This is a genomic window from Achromobacter sp. MUI-25009338 (assembly GCF_057359325.1).
The window spans coordinates 4,902,411-4,921,999 of the sequence record NZ_CM170627.1 but is presented as its reverse complement, the minus strand read 5'-3'; the positions used below and the strand labels follow the sequence as shown (position 1 = coordinate 4,921,999).

Genomic DNA, 19,589 nt, shown 5'->3' with positions numbered 1-19,589 from the left:
CTGCCGCAAACGGTGGCGTGTAGGGGTTTCACGATAGGCATCATGTAGAGGCAAACTCCGGGGCTTATGGTGCAAGATGCCGGCGTGTTCGGCGCTTCTGGGCGCATTCAGCATGAGTATCCGCCGAAGCCGAACGCTGTATCGTTCTCACAACGGAACAATCAGACTGGTCCGGCCGCATCTTGCGGCTTTACGGTTTTTCACGGTTTCGACACAGATTGGCCATGGTTTGGGCCGGCCATGCGTTTAGGATGCACACATCGCGCCGGGGCCCGTCCCCGGCTCGCAACGCAATACCGGCACGGGCGCCGTCCCGCGCCCCATCCGACAGGTTCAATGAAAAAGTCCCGCAGCAAATTCAAACGCAACCTTCTGATCGTCGTCCTGGTCCTGCTCGCCGGCTTCGCGGTGCGGGCCGCATTTTTCTCGGCGCCGCCGCCGCCCACCTTCGGGGTGGCCGAAGTGACCCGCGCCAATATGGAAGACAGCGTGCTGGCCAGCGGCACCATAGACGCGATCGAGCGGGTCAGCGTGGGCGCCCAGGTCTCCGGCCAGCTGAAATCCCTCAAGGTGGCGCTGGGCGACCGGGTCAAGAAGGGGCAGCTGGTGGCCGAGATCGACGACCTGACCCAGCAGAACGAACTGCGCAACGCCGAAGCCGCCCTGCAGACGCGGCGCGCCGAAAGGGCCGCCAAGGTCGCCATGCTGAAGCAGGCCGAGCTGGCCTTCCGCCGCCAGCGCCAGATGCTGGCCGCGGACGCCAGTTCGCGCGAAGCCTACGAGAACGCCGAGGCCACGCTGGGCGTGACCCGCGCCGAGATCGCGTCGCTGGACGCCCAGATCGCGCAGGCCGAGATCCAGGTGGACACGGCCCGGGTCAACCTGGGCTACACCCGCATCGTCTCGCCCATCGACGGCGTGGTGGTGGCGGTCGTCACCAAAGAGGGCCAGACGGTCAACTCGATCCAGAGCGCGCCCACCATCATCAAGGTGGCGCAGGTGGACACCATGACGGTCAAGGCCCAGATCTCGGAAGCCGACGTGACCCGCGTCAAGCCCGGCCTGCCGGTCTACTTCACCATCCTCGGCGAGCCGGACGAGCGCTACCACGCCACGCTGCGCGCGGTGGAGCCGGCGCCGGACTCCATCCAGAAGGAAGACGCGGCCTCGTCGCTGACCGGCTCGTCCAACGGCAATTCCACCAGCGCCGCCGTCTACTACAACGGCCTGTTCGACGTGCCCAATCCCGACGAGAAGCTGCGCATCTCGATGACGGCGCAGGTCTTCATCGTGCTGGGCGAGGCCAAGAACACCGTGGTGGTGCCGTCCTCGGCCCTGGGCAAGCGCGGCGAGGACGGCCGCTACGTCGTGCGCGTGGTGCTGAAGGACAACAAGACGGAAGAGCGCCAGGTCCGCATCGGCATGAACAACAACGTCCAGGCGCAGGTGCTGGAGGGGCTGGAGGTGGGCGAGCGCGTGGTGTCGGCCGAAGCCGCCCCGGCCGTCCCGGGGGCCTGAGATGAGCGGTCCTCTCATCGAGCTGGCCGGCGTGCGCCGCGAATTCCCCGCGGGCGAGCAGACCATCGCCGTGCTGAAGGACGTGGACCTGTCCATCGAGGCCGGCGAAATGGTGGCCATCGTCGGCGCATCCGGCTCGGGCAAGTCCACGCTCATGAACATCCTGGGATGCCTGGACCGGCCCACCCGCGGCGAATACCGGGTGGGCGGGCGCAGCACCGGGGCGCTGGACCCGGACGAACTGGCCGAACTGCGCCGCGAGCACTTCGGCTTCATTTTCCAGCGCTATCACCTGCTCTCGGACCTGAGCGCGCTGGGCAACGTGGAAGTGCCGGCCGTCTATGCCGGCAAGCGGCGCGAGGCGCGCCTGGCGCGCGCCGAGACGCTGCTGGAACGCCTGGGGCTGGGCGAGCGCGCCGGGCATCGTCCCGGCCAGCTGTCCGGCGGCCAGCAGCAGCGCGTCAGCATTGCGCGGGCGCTGATGAACGGCGGCGACATCATCCTGGCCGACGAGCCGACCGGCGCGCTGGACACGCACACCGGCCAGGAGGTGCTGCGCATCCTGGAAGAGCTGAACGCCGCGGGGCACACCATCATCATCGTGACCCACGACATGAACGTGGCGCGCCATGCCCAGCGCATCATCGAGATCAGCGACGGCGAGATCGTGTCCGACCGGCGCAATCCCGACGCCGCGCGCCCGCAGGCCGCCCGCGACGAGCCGCCGGCGCTGGCGCAGCGGCCCGTGTGGCAGGCCTATCTGGACCGCTGCGGCGAAGCCCTGCGCATGGCGCTGCTGGCCATGAACGCGCACCGGCTGCGCACGTCGCTGACCATGCTGGGCATCATCATCGGCATCGCGGCGGTGGTTTCGGTGGTCGCGCTGGGCGAGGGCTCGCGCCGCAAGATCCTGGACGACATCAGCGAGATCGGCACCAACACCGTGGAGATCTTCCCGGGCAAGGACTTCGGCGACGAGAAGGCGGTCAACATCCGCACGCTGGTGGCGGCCGACGCCGACGCGCTGGCGCGCGAGTCCTATGTGGACAGCGTGACGCCGGAGGTCTCCACCAGCAGCACGCTGCGCTACCGCAACGTGTCGGTCAACGGCTCCATCCAGGGCGTGGGCGAACAGTACTTCAGGGTGCGCGCCATCAAGCTGGCGCAGGGCAAGTTCTTCGACGGCGTCAGCGTGACGCGGCGCGCCCAGGAAGTGGTGATCGACGACGGCACGCGCCGCAAGCTGTTCGGCTCGCACACCGATCCGATCGGCCAGGTGGTGTTCCTGGGCTCCATGCCGGCGCGCGTGATCGGCGTGACCGAGAAGAAGGACACCGTGTTCGGCAGCAACGACACGCTCAACGTCTGGATACCCTACACCACGGCGCTGTCGCGGGTGCTGGGCCAGCAGCATCTCAAGAGCATCACGGTACGGGTCAACGACGCCACGCCGCCGGCCGCCGCCGAGCAGGCCATCGTGCGCCTGCTGACGCGGCGCCACGTGACCAAGGACTTCTTCGTGTTCAACACGGACGCGATCCGCAAGACCATCGAACGCACCACGGCCACCATGACGCTGCTGGTGTCGATGATCGCGCTGATTTCGCTGATGGTGGGCGGCATCGGCGTCATGAACATCATGCTGGTGTCGGTCACCGAGCGCACCCGCGAGATCGGCGTGCGCATGGCGGTGGGCGCGCGGCGCAGCGACATCATGCAGCAGTTCCTGATCGAGGCGGTGCTGGTGTGCCTGATCGGCGGGGCGATCGGCATCCTGCTGTCGCTGGGCCTGGGCGTGCTCGTGTCCAAGGCCACGGGCGGCTCGTTCCAGATGATCTATTCGACGGCGGCGATGGTGGCGGCGTTCACCTGCTCGACGCTGATCGGCGTGCTGTTCGGCTATCTGCCGGCGCGCAATGCGGCGCGCCTGGACCCCGTTGAGGCCCTGGCGCGCGAATGAGGATGACGATGGCGGTTTCTTTCCTACGCAAACCCGCGGCCCTGGCGCTGCTGCTCGCGCTGGCCGGCTGCGGCAGCCTGCTGCGCAGCGACTACGAAACGCCGGCGGTCAGGCTGCCCGCGGCGTGGTCCCATGACGGCCTGGCGCCCGGCGCCGGGACCGTGGCGCAGTCCCAGGGCGGCGCCTGGTGGCGCAATTTCAACGACCCGGTGCTGACCGGTCTGGTCGAGGGCGCGCTGGCGCGCAACAACGACCTGGCCGCCGCCGCCATCCGCGTGCGCCGGGCGCAATACCAGGCGGGCCTGTCCGAAACTCAGCTGTGGCCGCAGCTGGGCGGCAGCGCCAACGTCACCCGCACCCGCACGCTGAGCGGGGACCGCATGACCACGCGCAGCAACGCGGCCGAGCTGACCGTCAGCTACGAAGCCGACCTGTGGGGCAAGCTGTCGCGCCAGCGCGACGCCGCGCAATGGGCGGCCGAGGCGACCGAGCAGGACCGCCAGAGCGCGGCGCTGTCGCTGGTGGGCACCACCGCCACGCTGTACTGGCAGACCGCGTTCATCAACCAGCGCATCGCCAGCAGCGAACAGAGCATCGCCTACGCCCGCAAGACCCAGGACCTGGTGCGCGCGCAATACGCCGCCGGCGGCGCGTCCGCGCTGGAGCTGGCCGAAGCCGAACAGACCGTGGCCAGCCAGCAGGCCGCGCACGCGCTGCTGGTGCAGGCGCGGGTCGAGTACGCGAACGCGCTGGCGATCCTGTTCGACGGCCCCCCCGACCGCAGCATGGCCAACCCCGCCCGCCTGCCGCAGTACCCGCTGCCCGAGGCCCGCGCCGGCGTCCCCGCCGACCTGCTGGGCCGCCGCCCCGACCTGCGCGCCGCCGAACTCCGCCTGCGCCAGGCCCTGGCCACCGCCGACGCCATCCGCGCCAGCTTCTATCCCCCCTTGACCCTGACCGGCGCCTTGGGCAGCGCCAGCCCGACGCTGTCCAACCTCCTGCAAAATCCGATAGGCACCCTGGGCGCGGGCCTGACGCTGCCGTTCCTGCAATGGAACCAGATGCAGCTCAACATCAAGATCTCCCAGGCCGACTACGAGGAACGCGTGGTCACGTTCCGTCAGTCGCTCTACCAGGCGATGGCGGACGTCGAAAACGCGCTGTCCAACCGCACCCAGCTGGCGCTTCAGGCCGAACAGCTCGACGCGTCGCTGCAGGCGGCGCGCCAGGCCGAATCCCTGTACGAAATCCGTTACCGGGCGGGGGCGGTGTCGCTCAAGGACTGGCTGGACGCGCAGGAAAAACGCCGAATCGCGGAAGTGGCGCGGGACGAGAACATGCTGAACCGGCTGGTGAATCAGGTGACTGTTTATCAGGCGCTTGGTGGGGATGATGTGGTTGCATCGGACGCTGCTGGTTCTTGACCCTCGCCGTCGGCGACCGAACCATCGGCATGCGCGCAGCGTCATCATGGCATTCCAAGACATCCATATGCCAAAGAAGGCCGCCCGCGCGGCCGTCTTTGGCGTCCTGTAAAGATCTCCCACCACCATCCCGCCAGGGAGAAGAATGCCAAGCAAGCCGTCCTCCCCAGCGACCGGTAAATTGCAGCCGCTGGAGCCCGGTGCGGCGGTGGCCCGGGGGGAGCGGGGCGTCGATAAGCCCGAGGGAAACCGTAGGGAGCCGAAGGCGGACGAGGTTGACGAAGGGGAAGTCCGGAGCGAAGGCTCCGGACCGCAATCGTGGCCCCGCTCCCCCCGGGCCGCCGCCGTGCCGGGCGTCTAAAGAAGTACAAACTCCAACGACGACCACCCCCAATCCCAGACAACTATAAAATCCTCCCCCATGAACTCCCTGGATTCCCCCCCCGATCTGGCCCGCCGCTTCGGAAGTCTGTCGCGTTTGTATGGCCCCGAAGCCCCGGCCCGCCTCCAGAACTCGCATGTGGCGGTGGCGGGGTTGGGCGGCGTCGGCTCCTGGACCGTCGAGGCCCTGGCGCGCTGCGGCGTCGGCGCGCTCACGCTGATCGACCTCGACCACATCGCCGAATCCAACGTCAACCGGCAGATCCACGCGCTCACCTCCACCCTGGGACAATCCAAGGTCGAGGCCATGGCCGAACGCGCACTGGCCATCAACCCCGAATGCCGCATCACCCGCGTCGACGACTTCGTCTCGCCCGACAACGTGGCCGACGTCCTGCCCGGCCCCTACAGCGTCATCGTCGACTGCACCGACCAGGCCGCCGCCAAGATCGCCATGATCCTGCACGCGCGCGCGCTCGGCGTGCCCATGCTGCTGTGCGGCGGGGCCGGCGGCAAGACCGATCCGCTGGCCTTGCGCGCCGGCGACCTGTCGGCGGCCGTCAACGACGCGCTGCTCGCCAAGCTGCGCAACAAGCTGCGCCGGGAGCACGGGTTCGCGCGCGCCAGCGACCGGCATGGGCGCGCCCTGAAGCGCGTGCCCAAGATGGGCATCCACGCCTTGTGGTTCGACCAGCCGGCCATCCTGCCCGACGCCTGGACCCGTCCCACCGAGGGCGAGGACGACATGGGCGCGGCCGGCCAGGCGCCGGCGCCGCAAGGGCTGTCCTGCGCCGGCTACGGTTCGGTCGTGACGGTCACCGCGGCGATGGGCATGGCCGCGGCCAACGAGGCCTTGCGCCTCGCGCTCTGATCTTCAAAGCGCCACGAACACTACGCCGTCCTCGATCCTGACGGGATAGGTCGCGAGGTTGTCGCGCAACGGCGAGCACAGCGCCCGGCCGTCGCGCACGTCGAAGCGGCCCTGGTGCAGCGGGCACTCGATTTCGTGCCCGGTCAGGAAACCGTCGCACAGCCGCGCACTGCCGTGCGTACAGAGGTTGTCGGTGGCGTAGACCTCGCCGTCCACGCCGTACAGCGCGATCTCGCGCCCGCCGGCCTCCACGGCGATCACGTCTTCCTGCGGCACGTCGGCCAGCGCGATGGCCTTGATCCATTGCATGCTCATTGTGGCGTCCTGTCAGATGGGATAGATAAGTGAATTCGGCACCAGCTCGCTGTCGAAGATGCACAGCCTGGATTCGAACTTCAGGCCGTCGGGGCCGCGCCGCACCACGTCCAGGTAGCGGCCCACGTTGAACACCGTGGTCAGCTGGCTGGGCTTGGTGCGGAACACGGCGTAGTTGGCTTCCGATTCGATGCGGTCGCCCTGCACCGACAGCACGCGCGGCGCGCCCACCACGTGGCGCTGGTAGTAGGGATCGTGGAAGATCGTGTCGGTGGCGCCGTAGATGCGGTCCTTGAGCATGCCGCGGCTTTCGAACGCCATGGTCGCCAGCGGATAGCCGCGCTCGTGGTTCTCGCGCGGCAGCACCTTGTAGACGCATTCCTCCAGGAAGAAATCGGGCCACTTCTCCCATTCCTCGGCGTCCAGCGCGGCGGCGTAGTCGTTGTACAGGCAGGTCAGTTGGTAATAGAGCGGAAAGTCCAGCATCTCAGGCCTCCATGACGCGGCGCCAGTACGCGTACATGCCGCGGATCAGCGTCTCGGTCACCATGTGGTCGGTGTTCTCGGCCGTCTTGCCGCCCAGCTCCGCCACGCTGCGGTGCCAGGGCTTCTGCTCGAAGCCGGCCTGCGAGAATTCGATGACCTCGCCGTCGTCGGCCGACACGAAGCCCGCGGGGCCGAACAGATTGGCCTGGCGCAGCCGGCGGCGCGTCATCTCGGGGCTGTCGTCGGCGAAGCCGAAATGCGTCCAGACGAAATCGAAGGCGTCGTGGCCCACCGGCTGGATGTGGCGGGTGGACAGCGAATTGACCTGCTGCTGGATGATGACGCTGGGAAACAGCGTCATCAGCACGGCGGTGGGGCCGTTCCACCACGGCTCGGGCACGATGTCCAGGAAGCGGTCGTCGTTCAGCGACATCTGCTCCTTGAAGCTGGAGACGCCGCTGGTCACGCTGCCCTTGCCGCCCTGGCCGCGCGTGGAGATCATGGCGGCGTGGCGGAAATGGCCGTCCATCTTCAGTTCGGAGCGGTTGTCCGCCCGCCACAGGCCGAAGGTGACGAACCAGGTGTGCAGCAGCCCCGGATGATAGGGGTCCTTGATGTTCTCCTGCATCAGCTTCCAGTTGCCCGGGATGCGCTGGCGGCTGTAGCCGTGGATCACCAGTTCGCGGCCGTCGAAGACGCGGTCGAAGTAGTGCAGGATGTCCGGCCCCAGGTAGTCCTCCAGCGGCTCCACGTCGTGGTCGAAGGAGGCGAACACCACGCCGTTGCGGCAGGCCACGGCCAGCTTGGTCAGGCCGTGCTCCTCGGGCTTGAAGTCCGGCGGCATGCCGCCGTTGACGCGGCCGTCCTGCTTGACGCCGCGGCGAAACGGCACGCCGATCAGGTTGCCCTGCAGGTCGTAGTTCCATTGGTGGTAGGGGCAGACGAATTCGCTGCGGTTGCCGGCGCGCTCGCGGCAGAACTGCACGCCGCGATGGGCGCAGACGTTCTCCACCACGCGCACCTGGCCGTCGTTGTCGCGCAGCAGGATGACCGAGCGTTCGCCCACGGCGGTGCGCTTGAAGTCGCCCGGCCGCGGGATCTCGGCCTCCAGGCCCACGTAGCACCAGTGCGAACGGTAGAAGAAGCGCTCCATCTCGCGCTGGTGCAGCGCGGCGTCGGTATAGACGCCGAAGGGGATGCGGTGGGAGCCGTCGCCCTGCCAGGGCGGCACGAATTCGAGCGGGCTTTCGGCGGCGGTTGTGCTCATACAGGACTGCATGGCGGGTCTCCTTGGTTCGGCGGGCCAGTGCGGCCCGGCAGAGCCGGCGCGGCATGGGCGCAGGCGTTTGCTGCATGATCGGGCAGCACGCGAAATAAATAAATAGAATCTGCTTGATGAGATAAATCACCAGAATCAATATTGGTGGAGACAAGCGCATGAACCTGCAAGACGTGGACCTGAATCTGCTGGTCGTCTTCAACGAGCTGCGCAGGCACGGCCGGGTCGCGGCCGTGGCCGACAGCCTGGGCATTTCGCAGCCGGGGGTCAGCAACGCGCTGGGCCGGTTGCGCAAGCTGCTGGGAGACGAGCTGTTCCTGCGGACCTCGCGCGGCATGGTGCCCACGCCCTATGCCGAGTCGCTGGCGCGGCCGATCGCCGACGCCCTGGACGCGCTGCACAGCACGCTGAACGCGCGCGCGGCCTTCGATCCCGGCCATAGCGAACGCGCCTTCGTGATCGGCGTGAACGACGTGGGCGAGACTTACTTCCTGCCCAGGCTGATGCGCGCGCTGGAACGCGCGGCGCCGGGCGTGACCGTGCGCACGGTGCGCACGACCTCGATCGACGTGAAGGACGAGATGGAGCGCGGCCGGATCGACCTGGCCATGGGCTTTCTGCCTGCGCTGAAAAGCGGTTTCTTCCAGCGGCTGCTGTTTCGCCAGCCGTATGTGTGCATCTTCCGGCGCGACCATCCGCTGGCCCGCACCGGGGTTTCGGCCCGCCAGTTCCGCGCGGCCGAACAGGTGGCCATCGTGTCGGAGGGTACCGGCCACGGGGTGGTGGACGAGGTGATCGCGCGCGCCGGCATCCGTCGGCGCGTGCGCCTGACGGTGCCGCATTTCATGGCGGTGGGGCCGGTGCTGGCCGCCACCGACATGATCGCGGTGGTGCCGCGGCGTTTCGCGGACTGCGCCTGCGGGCCGTTCGGCCTGGCCACCGCGGCCTGTCCGGTGAAGATTCCGGAGTCGGTGATCAACGTGTTCTGGCACGCCCGCAACCACCGCGATCCGGCCAATCAATGGCTGCGGCAGGTGGTGGTGGACGAGTTCGCCGACTGAGGCGCGGCGCGGACCTCAGCGGCTGCGCAGGGTGACCGGGAACCAGCCGCGCAAGGCGTTGGACAGACGGATTTCCTCGGCGGCGTGCAAGTCGGCCAGGGACAGCACGCGCTCTTCGACGCGGCCCGTGTCCAGCAGTTCGGCGCGCTGCACGCCGGGCAGGCAGCCGCAGTCCACCGGCGGCGTGTACCAGTCGCCGTCCAGCCGCAGGTAGACATTGCTGCGGCTGCCTTCGCACAGCTCGCCGCGCTCGTTCAGGTAGAGCAGGTCGAATATGTGCGGATGCGAGGGCAGCCATTCTATGGTCTTGGTGTACCAGGGCCGGTAGGTGGTCTTGTAGCGCAGCAGCGGTTCGGAGGCGCGCAGCGCCTCGGGCGCCAGCATGGCTTCCTGGGCGGGCGCCAGCGGGGGCAGGGGAGCGGTCTGGATGCTGCGGCTGCCGTCGCGCGCCACCAGCAGGCGCAGGCGGTGCGGTCCCGGCGTGGACAGGCCCAGCGCGGTGATCATGATGTCGCCCTCGACCGCGCGCCCGCCCCAGGCGTAGCCCAGCGCCTGGCATGAGGCTTCGAGCCGGGCGAGATGGCGGGCCAGCAGCGGCACGCGGCGTTCGGCGTCGACCAGGATGGTCTCGATCAGTTCGGGTTGCATGGGACTCCCCTGGTGCACATGAGCGGCCGATGGCCGCGCTCTATCCTACTACCGCCGCGCCCGTCCCGGGCGTTCAGGCCCGCAAAATCCGGGCTTTCCAGTGGCATTCCTGCCATTCCTCGGCGGGGTCCGAATCCTGCACGATGCCGCCGCCCACGCTGTAGACGCCGCGGCCGTCGGCCTGCAGCACCAGGGTGCGGATCGCCACGTTCAGCGAGAAATCGCCGTCCGGGGCCAGCCAGCCGATGCTGCCGCAGTACAGGCCGCGCGGCGCCGCCTCCATCTGGCGGATGCGGCGCATGGCCGCGACCTTGGGCGCGCCGGTGATGGAGCCGCAGGGAAACAGCGCGCGCAGCACGTCCTCCAGGCCGGCGCGCGGGGCCAGCGCGGAAACGGTGGAGGTCATGGTCCAGACGGTGGGATAGCGTTCCAGCGAAAACAGCGCGTCCACCCGCACCGAGCCCGGTTCGGCCAGCCGGCCCAGGTCGTTGCGCAGCAGGTCCACGATCATCAGGTTCTCGGCGCGGTTTTTTTCGCTGGCCAGCAGCGCCTGGCCGAGCCGTTCGTCCTCGGCCGGGTCGGCGTGGCGCGGGGCCGTGCCCTTCATGGGCCGCGTGGTCAGGCGCGGGCCGTCGCGGCGCACGAACAGCTCGGGCGAAAACGACAGCACCGTGCGCGCGCCGTCCTGGATGAAAGCGCCGTGCGCCACCGGGTTGCGCGCCGCGATGCGCCGGTACAGCGTGGCGGGATCGCCCTGGTGGCGCAGGTCCAGCGGTTGGGTGAAATTCAGCTGGTACAGCTCGCCGGCGCCGATCAGTTCGCGCACCGCTTCGATCCGGCGCGCGTAGTCGGGCTCGGTCATGCGCGGCGCGGGCAGGCTGATGGACGCGGCGGGGCTGCCGGCGTCCGAGGCGTCCCAGGGCGCCTCGTCGATGGCGCGTTCGAACACCAGCGCGGTCAGGCGCGCCTGGCCGTCGTCGCGCGGCGCAGTCCAGGGGCCGGAGGGCGGGGCCTGCGCGGCTTCCGGCAGCAGCCATTCGCCCAGTTCGTAGTCCAGCAGCAGCGCCACCCAGCGGCCCTGGCGCCGCGCCGCCTCGATGGCGGCCAGCGCCGGCCCTACCTCGGCGGCGGCGCGCGCCTCGATGCGGGCGCAGTAGCCCTCGAATCGCAACGCGCGGCCGGCCAGCCGGTCTTCAAAACGACATTCCATGCTTTTACTGCTCGGGTTACTGCTGTTGATGCGCCAGGAATTCCTTCAGGACCCGGCCCGTGTGGGAATGGTCGCTCAGGGTCATCACGTGCTCGGGCGAGCCTTCGGCCACCAGCTTGCCGCCGCCGGTGCCGCCTTCGGGGCCCAGGTCCAGCAGCCAGTCGGCTTCGGCGATCACGTCCAGGTTGTGCTCGATCACCACCACCGTGTTGCCGGCTTCCACCAGGCGATGCAGCACGTGGATCAGCTTTTCCACGTCGGCCATGGACAGGCCGACGGTGGGCTCGTCCAGCACGTACAGCGTGTGCGGGATGCGCGAGGCGCGGCCGGTCTTGATCAGGCCGTCGGTCAGCCTGGCCTTGGACAGCTCGGTCACCAGCTTGATGCGCTGGGCTTCGCCGCCGGACAGGGTGGGCGAGGGCTGGCCCAGGGTCAGGTAGCCCAGGCCCACGTCCTGCATCAGCTGCAGGGGGCGGTGGATCTTGGGGTGCGCCGCGAAATAGCCGATGGCGTCGTCCACTTCCATGGCCAGCAGCTCGCCGGCGTTCTTGCCGCGCATCTGCACGCCCAGCGTGTCGCTGTTGAAGCGCGCGCCGTTGCAGGCGTCGCACGGCACCTTCACGTCGGGCAGGAAGTTCATTTCGATGGTGCGCATGCCCTGGCCTTCGCAGATCGGGCAGCGGCCGTCGCCGGTGTTGAACGAGAAACGCGCCGCGGTCCAGCCGCGCATGCGGGCTTCGCGCGTGTCGGCGAACTGCTTGCGCACGTCGTCCCAGAAGCCCACGTAGGTGGCCGGGCACGAGCGCGGCGTCTTGCCGATGGGCGTCTGGTCCACTTCCAGCACGCGGTCTATGGCCTGCCAGCCCGTGATCTCTTCGCAGCCGGCCCAGGCGGGCGCCTTGCCCTTGGACACGGCCTGCATCAGGTTGTCCAGCAGCACTTCGCGCGCCAGGGTCGACTTGCCCGAGCCGGACACGCCGGTGACCACGCTCAGGCGCCCGACCGGGATGCGCGCGTCCACGCTGCGCAGGTTGTGCAGGCGCGCGCCCCTGATCGAGATCATGGGCGTGTCGGCCTCGACCGCGCGGCGGCCCTGCAGCGGGTGCGCCAGCGGCTTGGCCAGATAGCGGCCGGTGACCGATTCGGGCGCGTCCACCAGGTCTTGCGCCGTGCCCTGCGCCACCACGCGGCCGCCGCGGATGCCCGCGCCCGGACCGATGTCGATGATGTGCGAGGCGCGGCGGATGGTGTCGTCGTCGTGCTCCACCACCACCAGCGTATTGCCGTTGCCTTCCAGGCGCGCCAGCGCGTCCAGCAGGATGCGGTTGTCGCGCGGGTGCAGGCCGATGGTGGGCTCGTCCAGCACGTAGCAGACGCCCTGCAGGTTCGAGCCCAGCTGCGCGGCCAGGCGGATGCGCTGCGCCTCGCCGCCGGACAGCGTGGGCGCGGCGCGGTCCAGCGCCAGGTAGTTCAGGCCCACTTCCTGCATGAAGTTCAGGCGGCCGCGGATTTCCGTCAGGATGTCGCGGGCGATCTCGCCTTCGCGGCCGCGCGCCACCAGTCCGGTGAAGAAGGTGTGCGCGTCCGACACCGGCAGCGCGGCCAGCTCGGCGATGGACTTGTCGCGCCAGCGCACGGCGCGGGCCACGCGGTTCAGGCGCTCGCCGTTGCACTGGGTGCAGACCTTGGCCTCGCCCTCGTACCAGGCGTTCCAGGCGGTTTCCTCGCCGGTCTGCGCTTCGTCGAAGCCTTGCAGCTGCAGGCCGGTGCCGTAGCAGCCGGTGCACCAGCCATGCTTGGAGTTGTACGAGAACAGGCGCGGATCGGGCTCGGGGAAGCTGGTGCCGCACGAGGGGCAGGCGCGCTTGACCGAGAAGTGCTGCTGCTGCAGTTCGCTGTCCAGCGCCTCGTGCAGCCTGTTCACCGGCCAGACCACCGACATGACGCCCTGGCCGTTTTCCAGCGCGCTCTTGACCGCCGCGCGCAGCTCGGCCTCGTTGGCCGGGTCCACGACCACGTCGGCGATCGGCAGTTCGATGGTGTGTTCCTTGTAGCGGTCCAGGCGCGGCCAGGGCGCCACGGGGATGAACTCGCCGTCCACGCGCAGGTGCGTGTGGCCCTTGGAGCCGGCCCACTTCGCCAGGTCGGTGTAATAGCCCTTGCGCGCGGTGACCAGCGGCGACAGCAGGCCGATGTGCTCGCCCTTGTGCTCGCGCAGCAGCCGCGCCACGATCTGGTCGGCGTTCTGCGGCTCCACCGCCACGTTGCAGTCGGGGCAGTACTGCGTGCCCAGCTTGACGTACAGCAGGCGCAGGAAGTGGTGGATCTCGGTCATCGTGGCCACGGTGGACTTGCGGCCGCCGCGGCTGGTGCGCTGCTCGATGGCGACCGTGGGCGGAATGCCGAAGATGGCGTCCACGTCCGGCTTGCCGGCCGGCTGCACGATGGCGCGGGCGTAGGCGTTGAGCGACTCCAGGTAGCGGCGCTGGCCCTCGTTGAACAGGATGTCGAAGGCCAGCGTGGACTTGCCCGAGCCGGACACGCCGGTGATGACCGTGAACTTGTCGCGCGGGATTTCCACGCTGACGTTCTTCAGGTTGTGCTCGCGCGCGTTGCGGATCTCGATGGCCATGCTGGCCTGGCGGCGCTCGCGCACCAGCGACTGCAGCGGGCGGCCCACGTCCGCGGCGTAGGTTTCGCCGGGCTCGGCGATGCGCGCGGTCAGGCCGGCCTGCTCGGCCTCCTGGGCGTCGGCGTCGCTGCTCACCACCACGTCGGCCGGCAGGATGCTGACCTCATAGTCGCGCAGCGCCGCGCCGGTGTGCGATGCCGGGTTGTCCATCAGGTCCTGCGGCGTGCCCGTGCCCACGACCTGGCCGCCGGCGTCGCCGCCTTCGGGGCCCAGGTCGATCAGCCAGTCGGCCGCGCGGATCACGTCCAGGTTGTGCTCGATGACCAGCAGCGTGTGGCCGGCGGCCAGCAGCTTGCGGAAGGCGCGCATCAGGCGCGCCACGTCGTCGAAGTGCAGGCCGGTGGTGGGTTCGTCGAACAGGAACAGGCTGCCTTTCTTGGCCACCTTGGCGGTCGAGATGCCGCTGCGCGCGGCCTCGGCCAGGTGGCCGGCGAGCTTGAGCCGCTGCGCCTCGCCGCCCGACAACGTGGGCACCGGCTGGCCCAGCCGCACGTACTCCAGGCCCACGTCGGCCAGCGGCGCCAGGCCCGTCTGCACGTCGCGCAGGCCCTTGAAGAAGTCCAGCGCCTCGCTGACCGTCATCTCCAGCACTTCGTCGATGGACGCGCTCTTGCCCAGGTGTTCGACGCGCACTTCCAGCACTTCGGGGCGGAAACGCTTGCCGTCGCAATCGGGGCAGCGCAGGTACACGTCGGACAGGAACTGCATCTCCACGTGCTCGAAGCCGGTGCCGCCGCAGGTCGGGCAGCGGCCGTCGCCGCCGTTGAAGCTGAAGGTGCCGGCGGTATAGGCGCGCTCGCGCGCCAGCGGCGCCTGCGCGAACAGCTTGCGGATCGCGTCGAACGCGCCCACGTAGCTGGCCGGGTTGGAGCGGGTGGTCTTGCCGATGGGCGTCTGGTCCACCATGACCACGTCGGCGATCTGCTCGGCGCCCAGCAGGCGCTCGAACGCGCCCGGGGCCTCCGAGGGCCGGCCCTTCTGCTTCAGCAGCGCGGGGTAGAGCACGTCCTGCACCAGCGTGGACTTGCCCGAGCCGGACACGCCGGTCACGCAGACCAGGCGGCCCAGCGGCAGTTCGACCGACACATTCTTCAGGTTGTGCGCGCTCACGCCTTCGAGCAGCAGGCGCGGGGTGTTGGCCGCCACCGGCATGGGGCGCGGCGCTTCCACGCGCTGGCGTCCGCCGAGATAGTCGCCAGTCAGGGTGGGGGCCGCGCGCAGCTGCGCCGGCGTGCCGTCGAACACGATGCGTCCGCCGCGCTCGCCCGGGCCGGGGCCGATGTCGATGATGCGGTCGGCGGCCACCATGACCTGCGGGTCGTGCTCCACCACCACCAGCGTGTTGCCGGCGTTGCGCAGCCGGTGCATGACCTCGACCACGCGGTGCATGTCGCGCGGGTGCAGGCCGATGGACGGCTCGTCCAGCACGAACAGCGTGTTCACCAGCGAGGTGCCCAGCGCCGTGGTCAGGTTGATGCGTTGCACTTCGCCGCCCGACAGCGTGCGGCTCTGGCGGTCCAGCGTCAGGTAGCCCAGGCCCACGTCGCACAGGAACTTCAGGCGCGCGCGCACCTCGGTCATGAGCAGGTCGGTGGCGGCGTCCAGCGCGCCCGAAAACGACAGCGTGTCGAAGAACAGCCGCACCCGCTCGATGGGCAGCAGCATCACGTCATGGATGGACAGCCCGCCCAGCCCGTTGAGCTGCTCGCGGCTCCAGTTGGCGCCGACCGGCATGAAGCGCTGGTAGCGGCCTTCCTGCGGCGGCAGCACGGTGTCGGCTTCTTCCTTGGTGCCCAGGCGCCAGAGCAGCGCGTCGGGCTTGAGGCGCGCGCCGTTGCACGTGGGGCAGGGCGTGTAGCTGCGGTACTTCGACAGCAGCACGCGCACGTGCATCTTGTAAGCCCGCGTTTCGAGCCAGTCGAAGAAGCGCTGCACCCCGTACCACTGGTGCTTCCAGGCGTCGTTGCCGCCCTTCCAGTCGGGCGCGCCGTACAGCACCCAGCGCTTGTGCTCCTCGCTCATCTTTTTCCAGGGCACGCCCAGCGGCACGCCGGCCTTGGGCGCGTATTTCTGCAGGTCGTCCTGGCATTCCTTGTACGAGGGCGTGGTCCAGGGCTTGATCGCGCCTTCCAGCAGGGTCTTGTTCTCGTCCGGGATGACCAGCCCGAAGTCGATGCCGATCACGCGGCCGAACCCGCGGCAGGCCTCGCACGCGCCCAATGGCGAGTTGAACGAGAAGCTGCTGGGCAGCGGGTCGGTGTATTCGATGTCGCAGTCGGCGCAGTGCAGGCGGTCGCTGTACTTCCACACATGGGCGTTGCCGCCTTCGGCGTCCATGGCGTAGACGGCCAGGTGGCCGGCGCCCATGCGCAGCGCGGTGTCCAGCGCCTCCATCACGCGTTCGCGCTCGGTGTTGGCGTAGCGGAAGCGGTCCTGGATCACGTGCAGGATGCGGCGCGCTTCGGTGGCGGGCCTGGCGCTCTTGCCTTTCTTGGCGCCCTTGGCCGCGGCGGCCGCGCGCGGCTCGGCGTTTTCTTCGGCGTGCACGCGGGTGTAGCCCTGCTGCTCCAGAAAGCCGCGCACTTCCTCTTCGGTGAAATTGGCCGGCACGGCGATCGGGAAAGTCACCACCAGCCGCGGGTCGCCGGCGGCCGCGGCACGCTCGGCCAGCGAGTGGCAGATCGAGTCCGGCGTGTCGCGCCGCACCACCTTGCCGCAGCCGCGGCAGTACAGCCGCGCGCCGCGCGCGAACAGCAGCTTGAGGTGGTCGTTCAGTTCGGTCATCGTGCCGACCGTGCTGCGCGAGCTGCGCACCGGGTTGGTCTGGTCGATGGCGATGGCGGGCAGGATGCCCTCGATACGGTCCACCTGGGGCTTGTCCATGCGGTCCAGGAACTGGCGCGCATAGGGCGAAAAGGTTTCCACGTAGCGGCGCTGTCCCTCGGCGTACAGGGTGTCGAAGGCCAGCGAACTCTTGCCGGACCCCGATACGCCGGTCACGACGACCAGTTCGCCCGTGGCGATGGTCAGGTCCAGGTTCTTGAGATTGTTCTGGCGGGCGCCAACGATGCGAATTTGAGAGCTCATGGACGGTATCGTAGCCTGACGGAAGAGGCCGGCCCGAACGACGATCCGTCGCTGGTTCCGGACGCGGCGATATGGAATAATTGACTATATTGTGAGGCGTGTGTCCATAATATGGACAACTCAAGCATCACTAGCTGTACAAATAAACAGTATCGCAGATTCGTCCGAAATTCGCGCTATCGGCCTTGCAATTTGTCAGCCTGGCGCCCTGGGATGATTCGCATACGCTGGAGACCCACTTTGCCGGAAACCAAGGTCGCGGGCGCCGCGGCGTTCGCCAAGTTCATGACGGTGCTGCAGGCGGTGGCCGACGCGCCGCAGCCGCCCACCGCCGCGGCCCTGGCGCGCAGCTGCGGCTTTCCCCGGCCCACCGTCTATCGCATCGTCGCGGCGCTGGCCGAGCAGGGCATGCTGGCCGACGCCGGCGGCGCCTACCGGCTGGGGCCGCGCCTGATGTCGCTGGCCAGCCGCGCCTGGTCGCAGTTCGACCTGCGCGCCGCGCTGGCGCCCGAACTGCAGGCCCTGCGCGACGCCACCGGCGAAACCGTGCACCTGGCGGTGCCGGCCGGGCGCGAAATGACCTATATCGACAAGCTCGAAAGCCCCGGCCCGGTGCGCATGGCCTCGCGCGTGGGCGCGTCGGTGGCGCTGCATTCCAGCGCGGTCGGCAAGGCCTACCTGGCAGCGCTGGACGAGGCTTCGCGCGAGCGCCTGCTGCGCGAACTGCCGCTGGCCGCGCGCATGCCCGGCACCGCCACCAGCCTGCCCGCGCTGCGCGCCCTGCTGCAAGAAACCGCGGCGCGCGGCTACGCCACCGACAACGAGGAAAACGAAGCCGGCATCGTCTGCTACGGCGTGGCCCTGTGCGACGCCGCCGGCCGTCCGGTGGCCGGCGTCAGCGTCAGCACGCTGCTGTTCCGCCGGCGCGAAGATCCCCAAACCGCCTATATCGAACCCCTGCTGCGGCTGCGCGACGCCGCCGCGGCCAAACTGGCCGTGCTGCCGGCATCGCCCGGCGGCGCCTGACGCCTCCACAAGGAATCCCATGACCGCTCCTACCGCCTCCAAACTTGCCGCCCTGATGGCCGCGCGGGTCGTGCCCGTGTTGCGCTACACCGATGCGGCCGCCGCCGCCTACGCGGCCGAAGTGGCCGTGGCCGCCGGCTGCACCACCCTGGAACTGACCTGGACCATCCCCAACGTCACCGACCTGCTGCGGGCGCTGCGCGACAAGCACGGCAGCGCGCTGCAGCTGGGCGTGGGCACCGTGCTGGACGAGCAGCAGGCGCGCGAGGCGCTGGTGGCGGGGGCCGACTTCCTGGTCTCGCCCGCGCTGGCCACCGACATCGTCGACCTGGCCCACGCCGCCGACGCGCTGTGCCTGCTGGGCGCCTTCACGCCCAGCGAAGTGCTGGCGGCGCGCCGGGCCGGCGCCGACATCGTCAAGATCTTCCCGGCGGACACCGGCGGCCCCCGGCACCTGGCCGCGCTCAAGTCCGTCTATCCGGACACGCCGCTGTGCCCCACCGGCGGCGTGACCGAGGAAAACATGGGCGCGTACTTCGCCGCCGGCGCGGCGCTGGTGGGCATCGGCAGCAACCTCTACGACAAGGCGGCCTTCGCCGCCCGCGACACCGCCGCGCTGGTGGCGCAGATCGTCCGCACCCGCGAGGCCGCCCATGGCTGACTTCGACATCGTCGCGCTGGGCGAGCCCCTGGTCGAGCTCAACCAGACCCACAAGGACCAGCGCCAATACCTGCAGGGCTACGGCGGCGACACCTCCAACGCCGTCATCGCCGCGGCGCGCCAGGGCGCGCGCTGCGCCTACCTGACCCGCGTCGGCGACGACGCCTTCGGCCGGCAGTTCCTGGATCTCTGGCAGGCCGAAGGCGTGGACACCTCGGGCGTGCGCGTCGACGGCGAGGCCCACACCGGCCTGTACTTCGTGCAGCACGGCCCCCAGGGACACGCCTTCAGCTACCTGCGCCGCGACTCCGCCGCCAGCCGCATGACCCCGGCCGACCTGGACTGCGGGCTGGTCGAACGCGCGCGCTTCCTGCACGTCTCGGGCATCAGCCTGGCGATCAGCACCAGCGCCTGCGACACCGTATTCGCCGCCATCGAGCGGGCGCGCGCGGCCGGCGCGCAGGTCAGCCTGGACTCGAACCTGCGGCTGCGCCTGTGGCCGGTGGACCGCGCCCGCGCGGTGCTGCGCGAGACCATGCGCGCCGCCGACCTGTTCCTGCCCAGCATGGACGACATGCAGCACCTGACCGGCAACGACGACCCCGAACGCACCCTGGACTGGATCCGCGACGGCGGCGCCGCGGGCGTGGTGGTGCTCAAGCTGGGCAAGGACGGCTCCATCATCGACGACGGCGCCCGGCGCACCGCCATGCCGGCGCTGCGGGTGCAGGCCGTGGACGCCACCGGCGCCGGCGACTGCTTCGCCGGCAGCCTGCTGGCGCGCCGCTGCCAGGGCGATGCCTGGGAAGACGCCGTGCGCTACGCCAACGTCGCGGCGGCGCTGTCCACCCAGGGCTACGGCGCGGTCGACCCCCTGCCGCGCGCCGCCGAGGTGCTGGCCCGCTTGAAGCAGCCCGCCGGCTGAGCGCCGGTTTTCCGCCGATTGGCGCGTTCGGGTAATTTCAGGCTA

At 69.5% G+C, this 19,589-nt stretch carries 14 protein-coding genes; 8 read left to right on the top strand and 6 right to left on the bottom strand.

Going from position 1 to position 19,589, the window contains the following annotated elements; translation table 11 throughout:
* The first annotated feature begins 336 nt into the window (after positions 1–336).
* From macA to AC1IQ6_RS23245, 4 genes are all read left to right on the top strand, one after another.
* The gene (gene macA, locus AC1IQ6_RS23260; RefSeq protein ID WP_111826419.1) at positions 337–1,518 is read left to right on the top strand and encodes a macrolide transporter subunit MacA; all 1,182 of its coding nucleotides are present in this window, start codon (positions 337–339) and stop codon (positions 1,516–1,518) included.
* A 1-nt stretch (position 1,519) separates the two neighbouring features.
* Positions 1,520–3,478 (top strand): MacB family efflux pump subunit, encoded by a 1,959-nt coding sequence (locus tag AC1IQ6_RS23255; protein ID WP_485865369.1) that lies wholly within the window; start codon positions 1,520–1,522, stop codon positions 3,476–3,478.
* A gap of 8 nt (positions 3,479–3,486) precedes the next feature.
* Positions 3,487–4,902 carry an efflux transporter outer membrane subunit gene (locus AC1IQ6_RS23250; RefSeq protein WP_485865368.1) on the top strand — a complete coding sequence of 472 codons (1,416 nt, stop codon included), beginning with the start codon at positions 3,487–3,489 and terminating at the stop codon, positions 4,900–4,902.
* A gap of 421 nt (positions 4,903–5,323) precedes the next feature.
* Positions 5,324–6,154, top strand: coding sequence for a tRNA threonylcarbamoyladenosine dehydratase (locus AC1IQ6_RS23245; RefSeq protein ID WP_485865367.1), 831 nt, complete (start codon positions 5,324–5,326; stop codon positions 6,152–6,154).
* Between the two features lie 3 nt (positions 6,155–6,157).
* Here the strand turns inward: AC1IQ6_RS23245 and AC1IQ6_RS23240 are convergent, their stop codons facing one another.
* The 3 genes from AC1IQ6_RS23240 to AC1IQ6_RS23230 are packed head-to-tail and all read right to left on the bottom strand — an operon-like array spanning position 6,158 to position 8,222.
* Positions 6,158–6,469, bottom strand: coding sequence for a non-heme iron oxygenase ferredoxin subunit (locus AC1IQ6_RS23240; protein WP_102775522.1), 312 nt, complete (start codon positions 6,467–6,469; stop codon positions 6,158–6,160).
* Positions 6,470–6,481: 12 nt separating this feature from the next.
* Complete coding sequence (locus AC1IQ6_RS23235) at positions 6,482–6,955, bottom strand: aromatic-ring-hydroxylating dioxygenase subunit beta (RefSeq protein ID WP_102775523.1); 474 nt, start codon at positions 6,953–6,955, stop codon at positions 6,482–6,484.
* Position 6,956: 1 nt separating this feature from the next.
* Positions 6,957–8,222, bottom strand: coding sequence for an aromatic ring-hydroxylating dioxygenase subunit alpha (locus AC1IQ6_RS23230; RefSeq protein ID WP_102775524.1), 1,266 nt, complete (start codon positions 8,220–8,222; stop codon positions 6,957–6,959).
* A gap of 170 nt (positions 8,223–8,392) precedes the next feature.
* Here AC1IQ6_RS23230 and AC1IQ6_RS23225 point away from each other — a divergent pair, with 170 nt between their 5' ends.
* Entirely contained in the window at positions 8,393–9,295 is a 903-nt protein-coding gene (locus AC1IQ6_RS23225) for a LysR family transcriptional regulator (protein ID WP_102775525.1), read from the top strand.
* Between the two features lie 15 nt (positions 9,296–9,310).
* Here AC1IQ6_RS23225 and AC1IQ6_RS23220 read toward each other — a convergent pair whose 3' ends face one another.
* The 3 genes from AC1IQ6_RS23220 to uvrA form a co-directional block, all read right to left on the bottom strand.
* On the bottom strand, positions 9,311–9,943 hold the full coding sequence (locus tag AC1IQ6_RS23220) for an aminotransferase class IV family protein (RefSeq protein ID WP_102775526.1): 633 nt from the start codon (positions 9,941–9,943) through the stop codon (positions 9,311–9,313).
* A 73-nt stretch (positions 9,944–10,016) separates the two neighbouring features.
* On the bottom strand, positions 10,017–11,153 hold the full coding sequence (locus tag AC1IQ6_RS23215; protein ID WP_485865366.1) for an aminodeoxychorismate synthase component I: 1,137 nt from the start codon (positions 11,151–11,153) through the stop codon (positions 10,017–10,019).
* A 16-nt stretch (positions 11,154–11,169) separates the two neighbouring features.
* Positions 11,170–16,932, bottom strand: a complete 5,763-nt coding sequence (uvrA, locus tag AC1IQ6_RS23210; RefSeq protein ID WP_485865365.1) for an excinuclease ABC subunit UvrA — start codon at positions 16,930–16,932, stop codon at positions 11,170–11,172.
* 240 nt (positions 16,933–17,172) lie between these two features.
* Between uvrA and AC1IQ6_RS23205 the strand changes: the two genes are divergently transcribed.
* The 3 genes from AC1IQ6_RS23205 to AC1IQ6_RS23195 are packed head-to-tail and all read left to right on the top strand — an operon-like array spanning position 17,173 to position 19,544.
* Complete coding sequence (locus AC1IQ6_RS23205) at positions 17,173–17,958, top strand: IclR family transcriptional regulator (RefSeq protein WP_247747911.1); 786 nt, start codon at positions 17,173–17,175, stop codon at positions 17,956–17,958.
* A gap of 19 nt (positions 17,959–17,977) precedes the next feature.
* Complete coding sequence (locus AC1IQ6_RS23200) at positions 17,978–18,619, top strand: bifunctional 4-hydroxy-2-oxoglutarate aldolase/2-dehydro-3-deoxy-phosphogluconate aldolase (RefSeq protein WP_111826426.1); 642 nt, start codon at positions 17,978–17,980, stop codon at positions 18,617–18,619.
* Entirely contained in the window at positions 18,612–19,544 is a 933-nt protein-coding gene (locus AC1IQ6_RS23195) for a sugar kinase (protein WP_485865364.1), read from the top strand. The genes AC1IQ6_RS23200 and AC1IQ6_RS23195 overlap by 8 nt, the downstream gene beginning before the upstream one ends.
* The last annotated feature ends 45 nt before the right edge of the window (positions 19,545–19,589 follow it).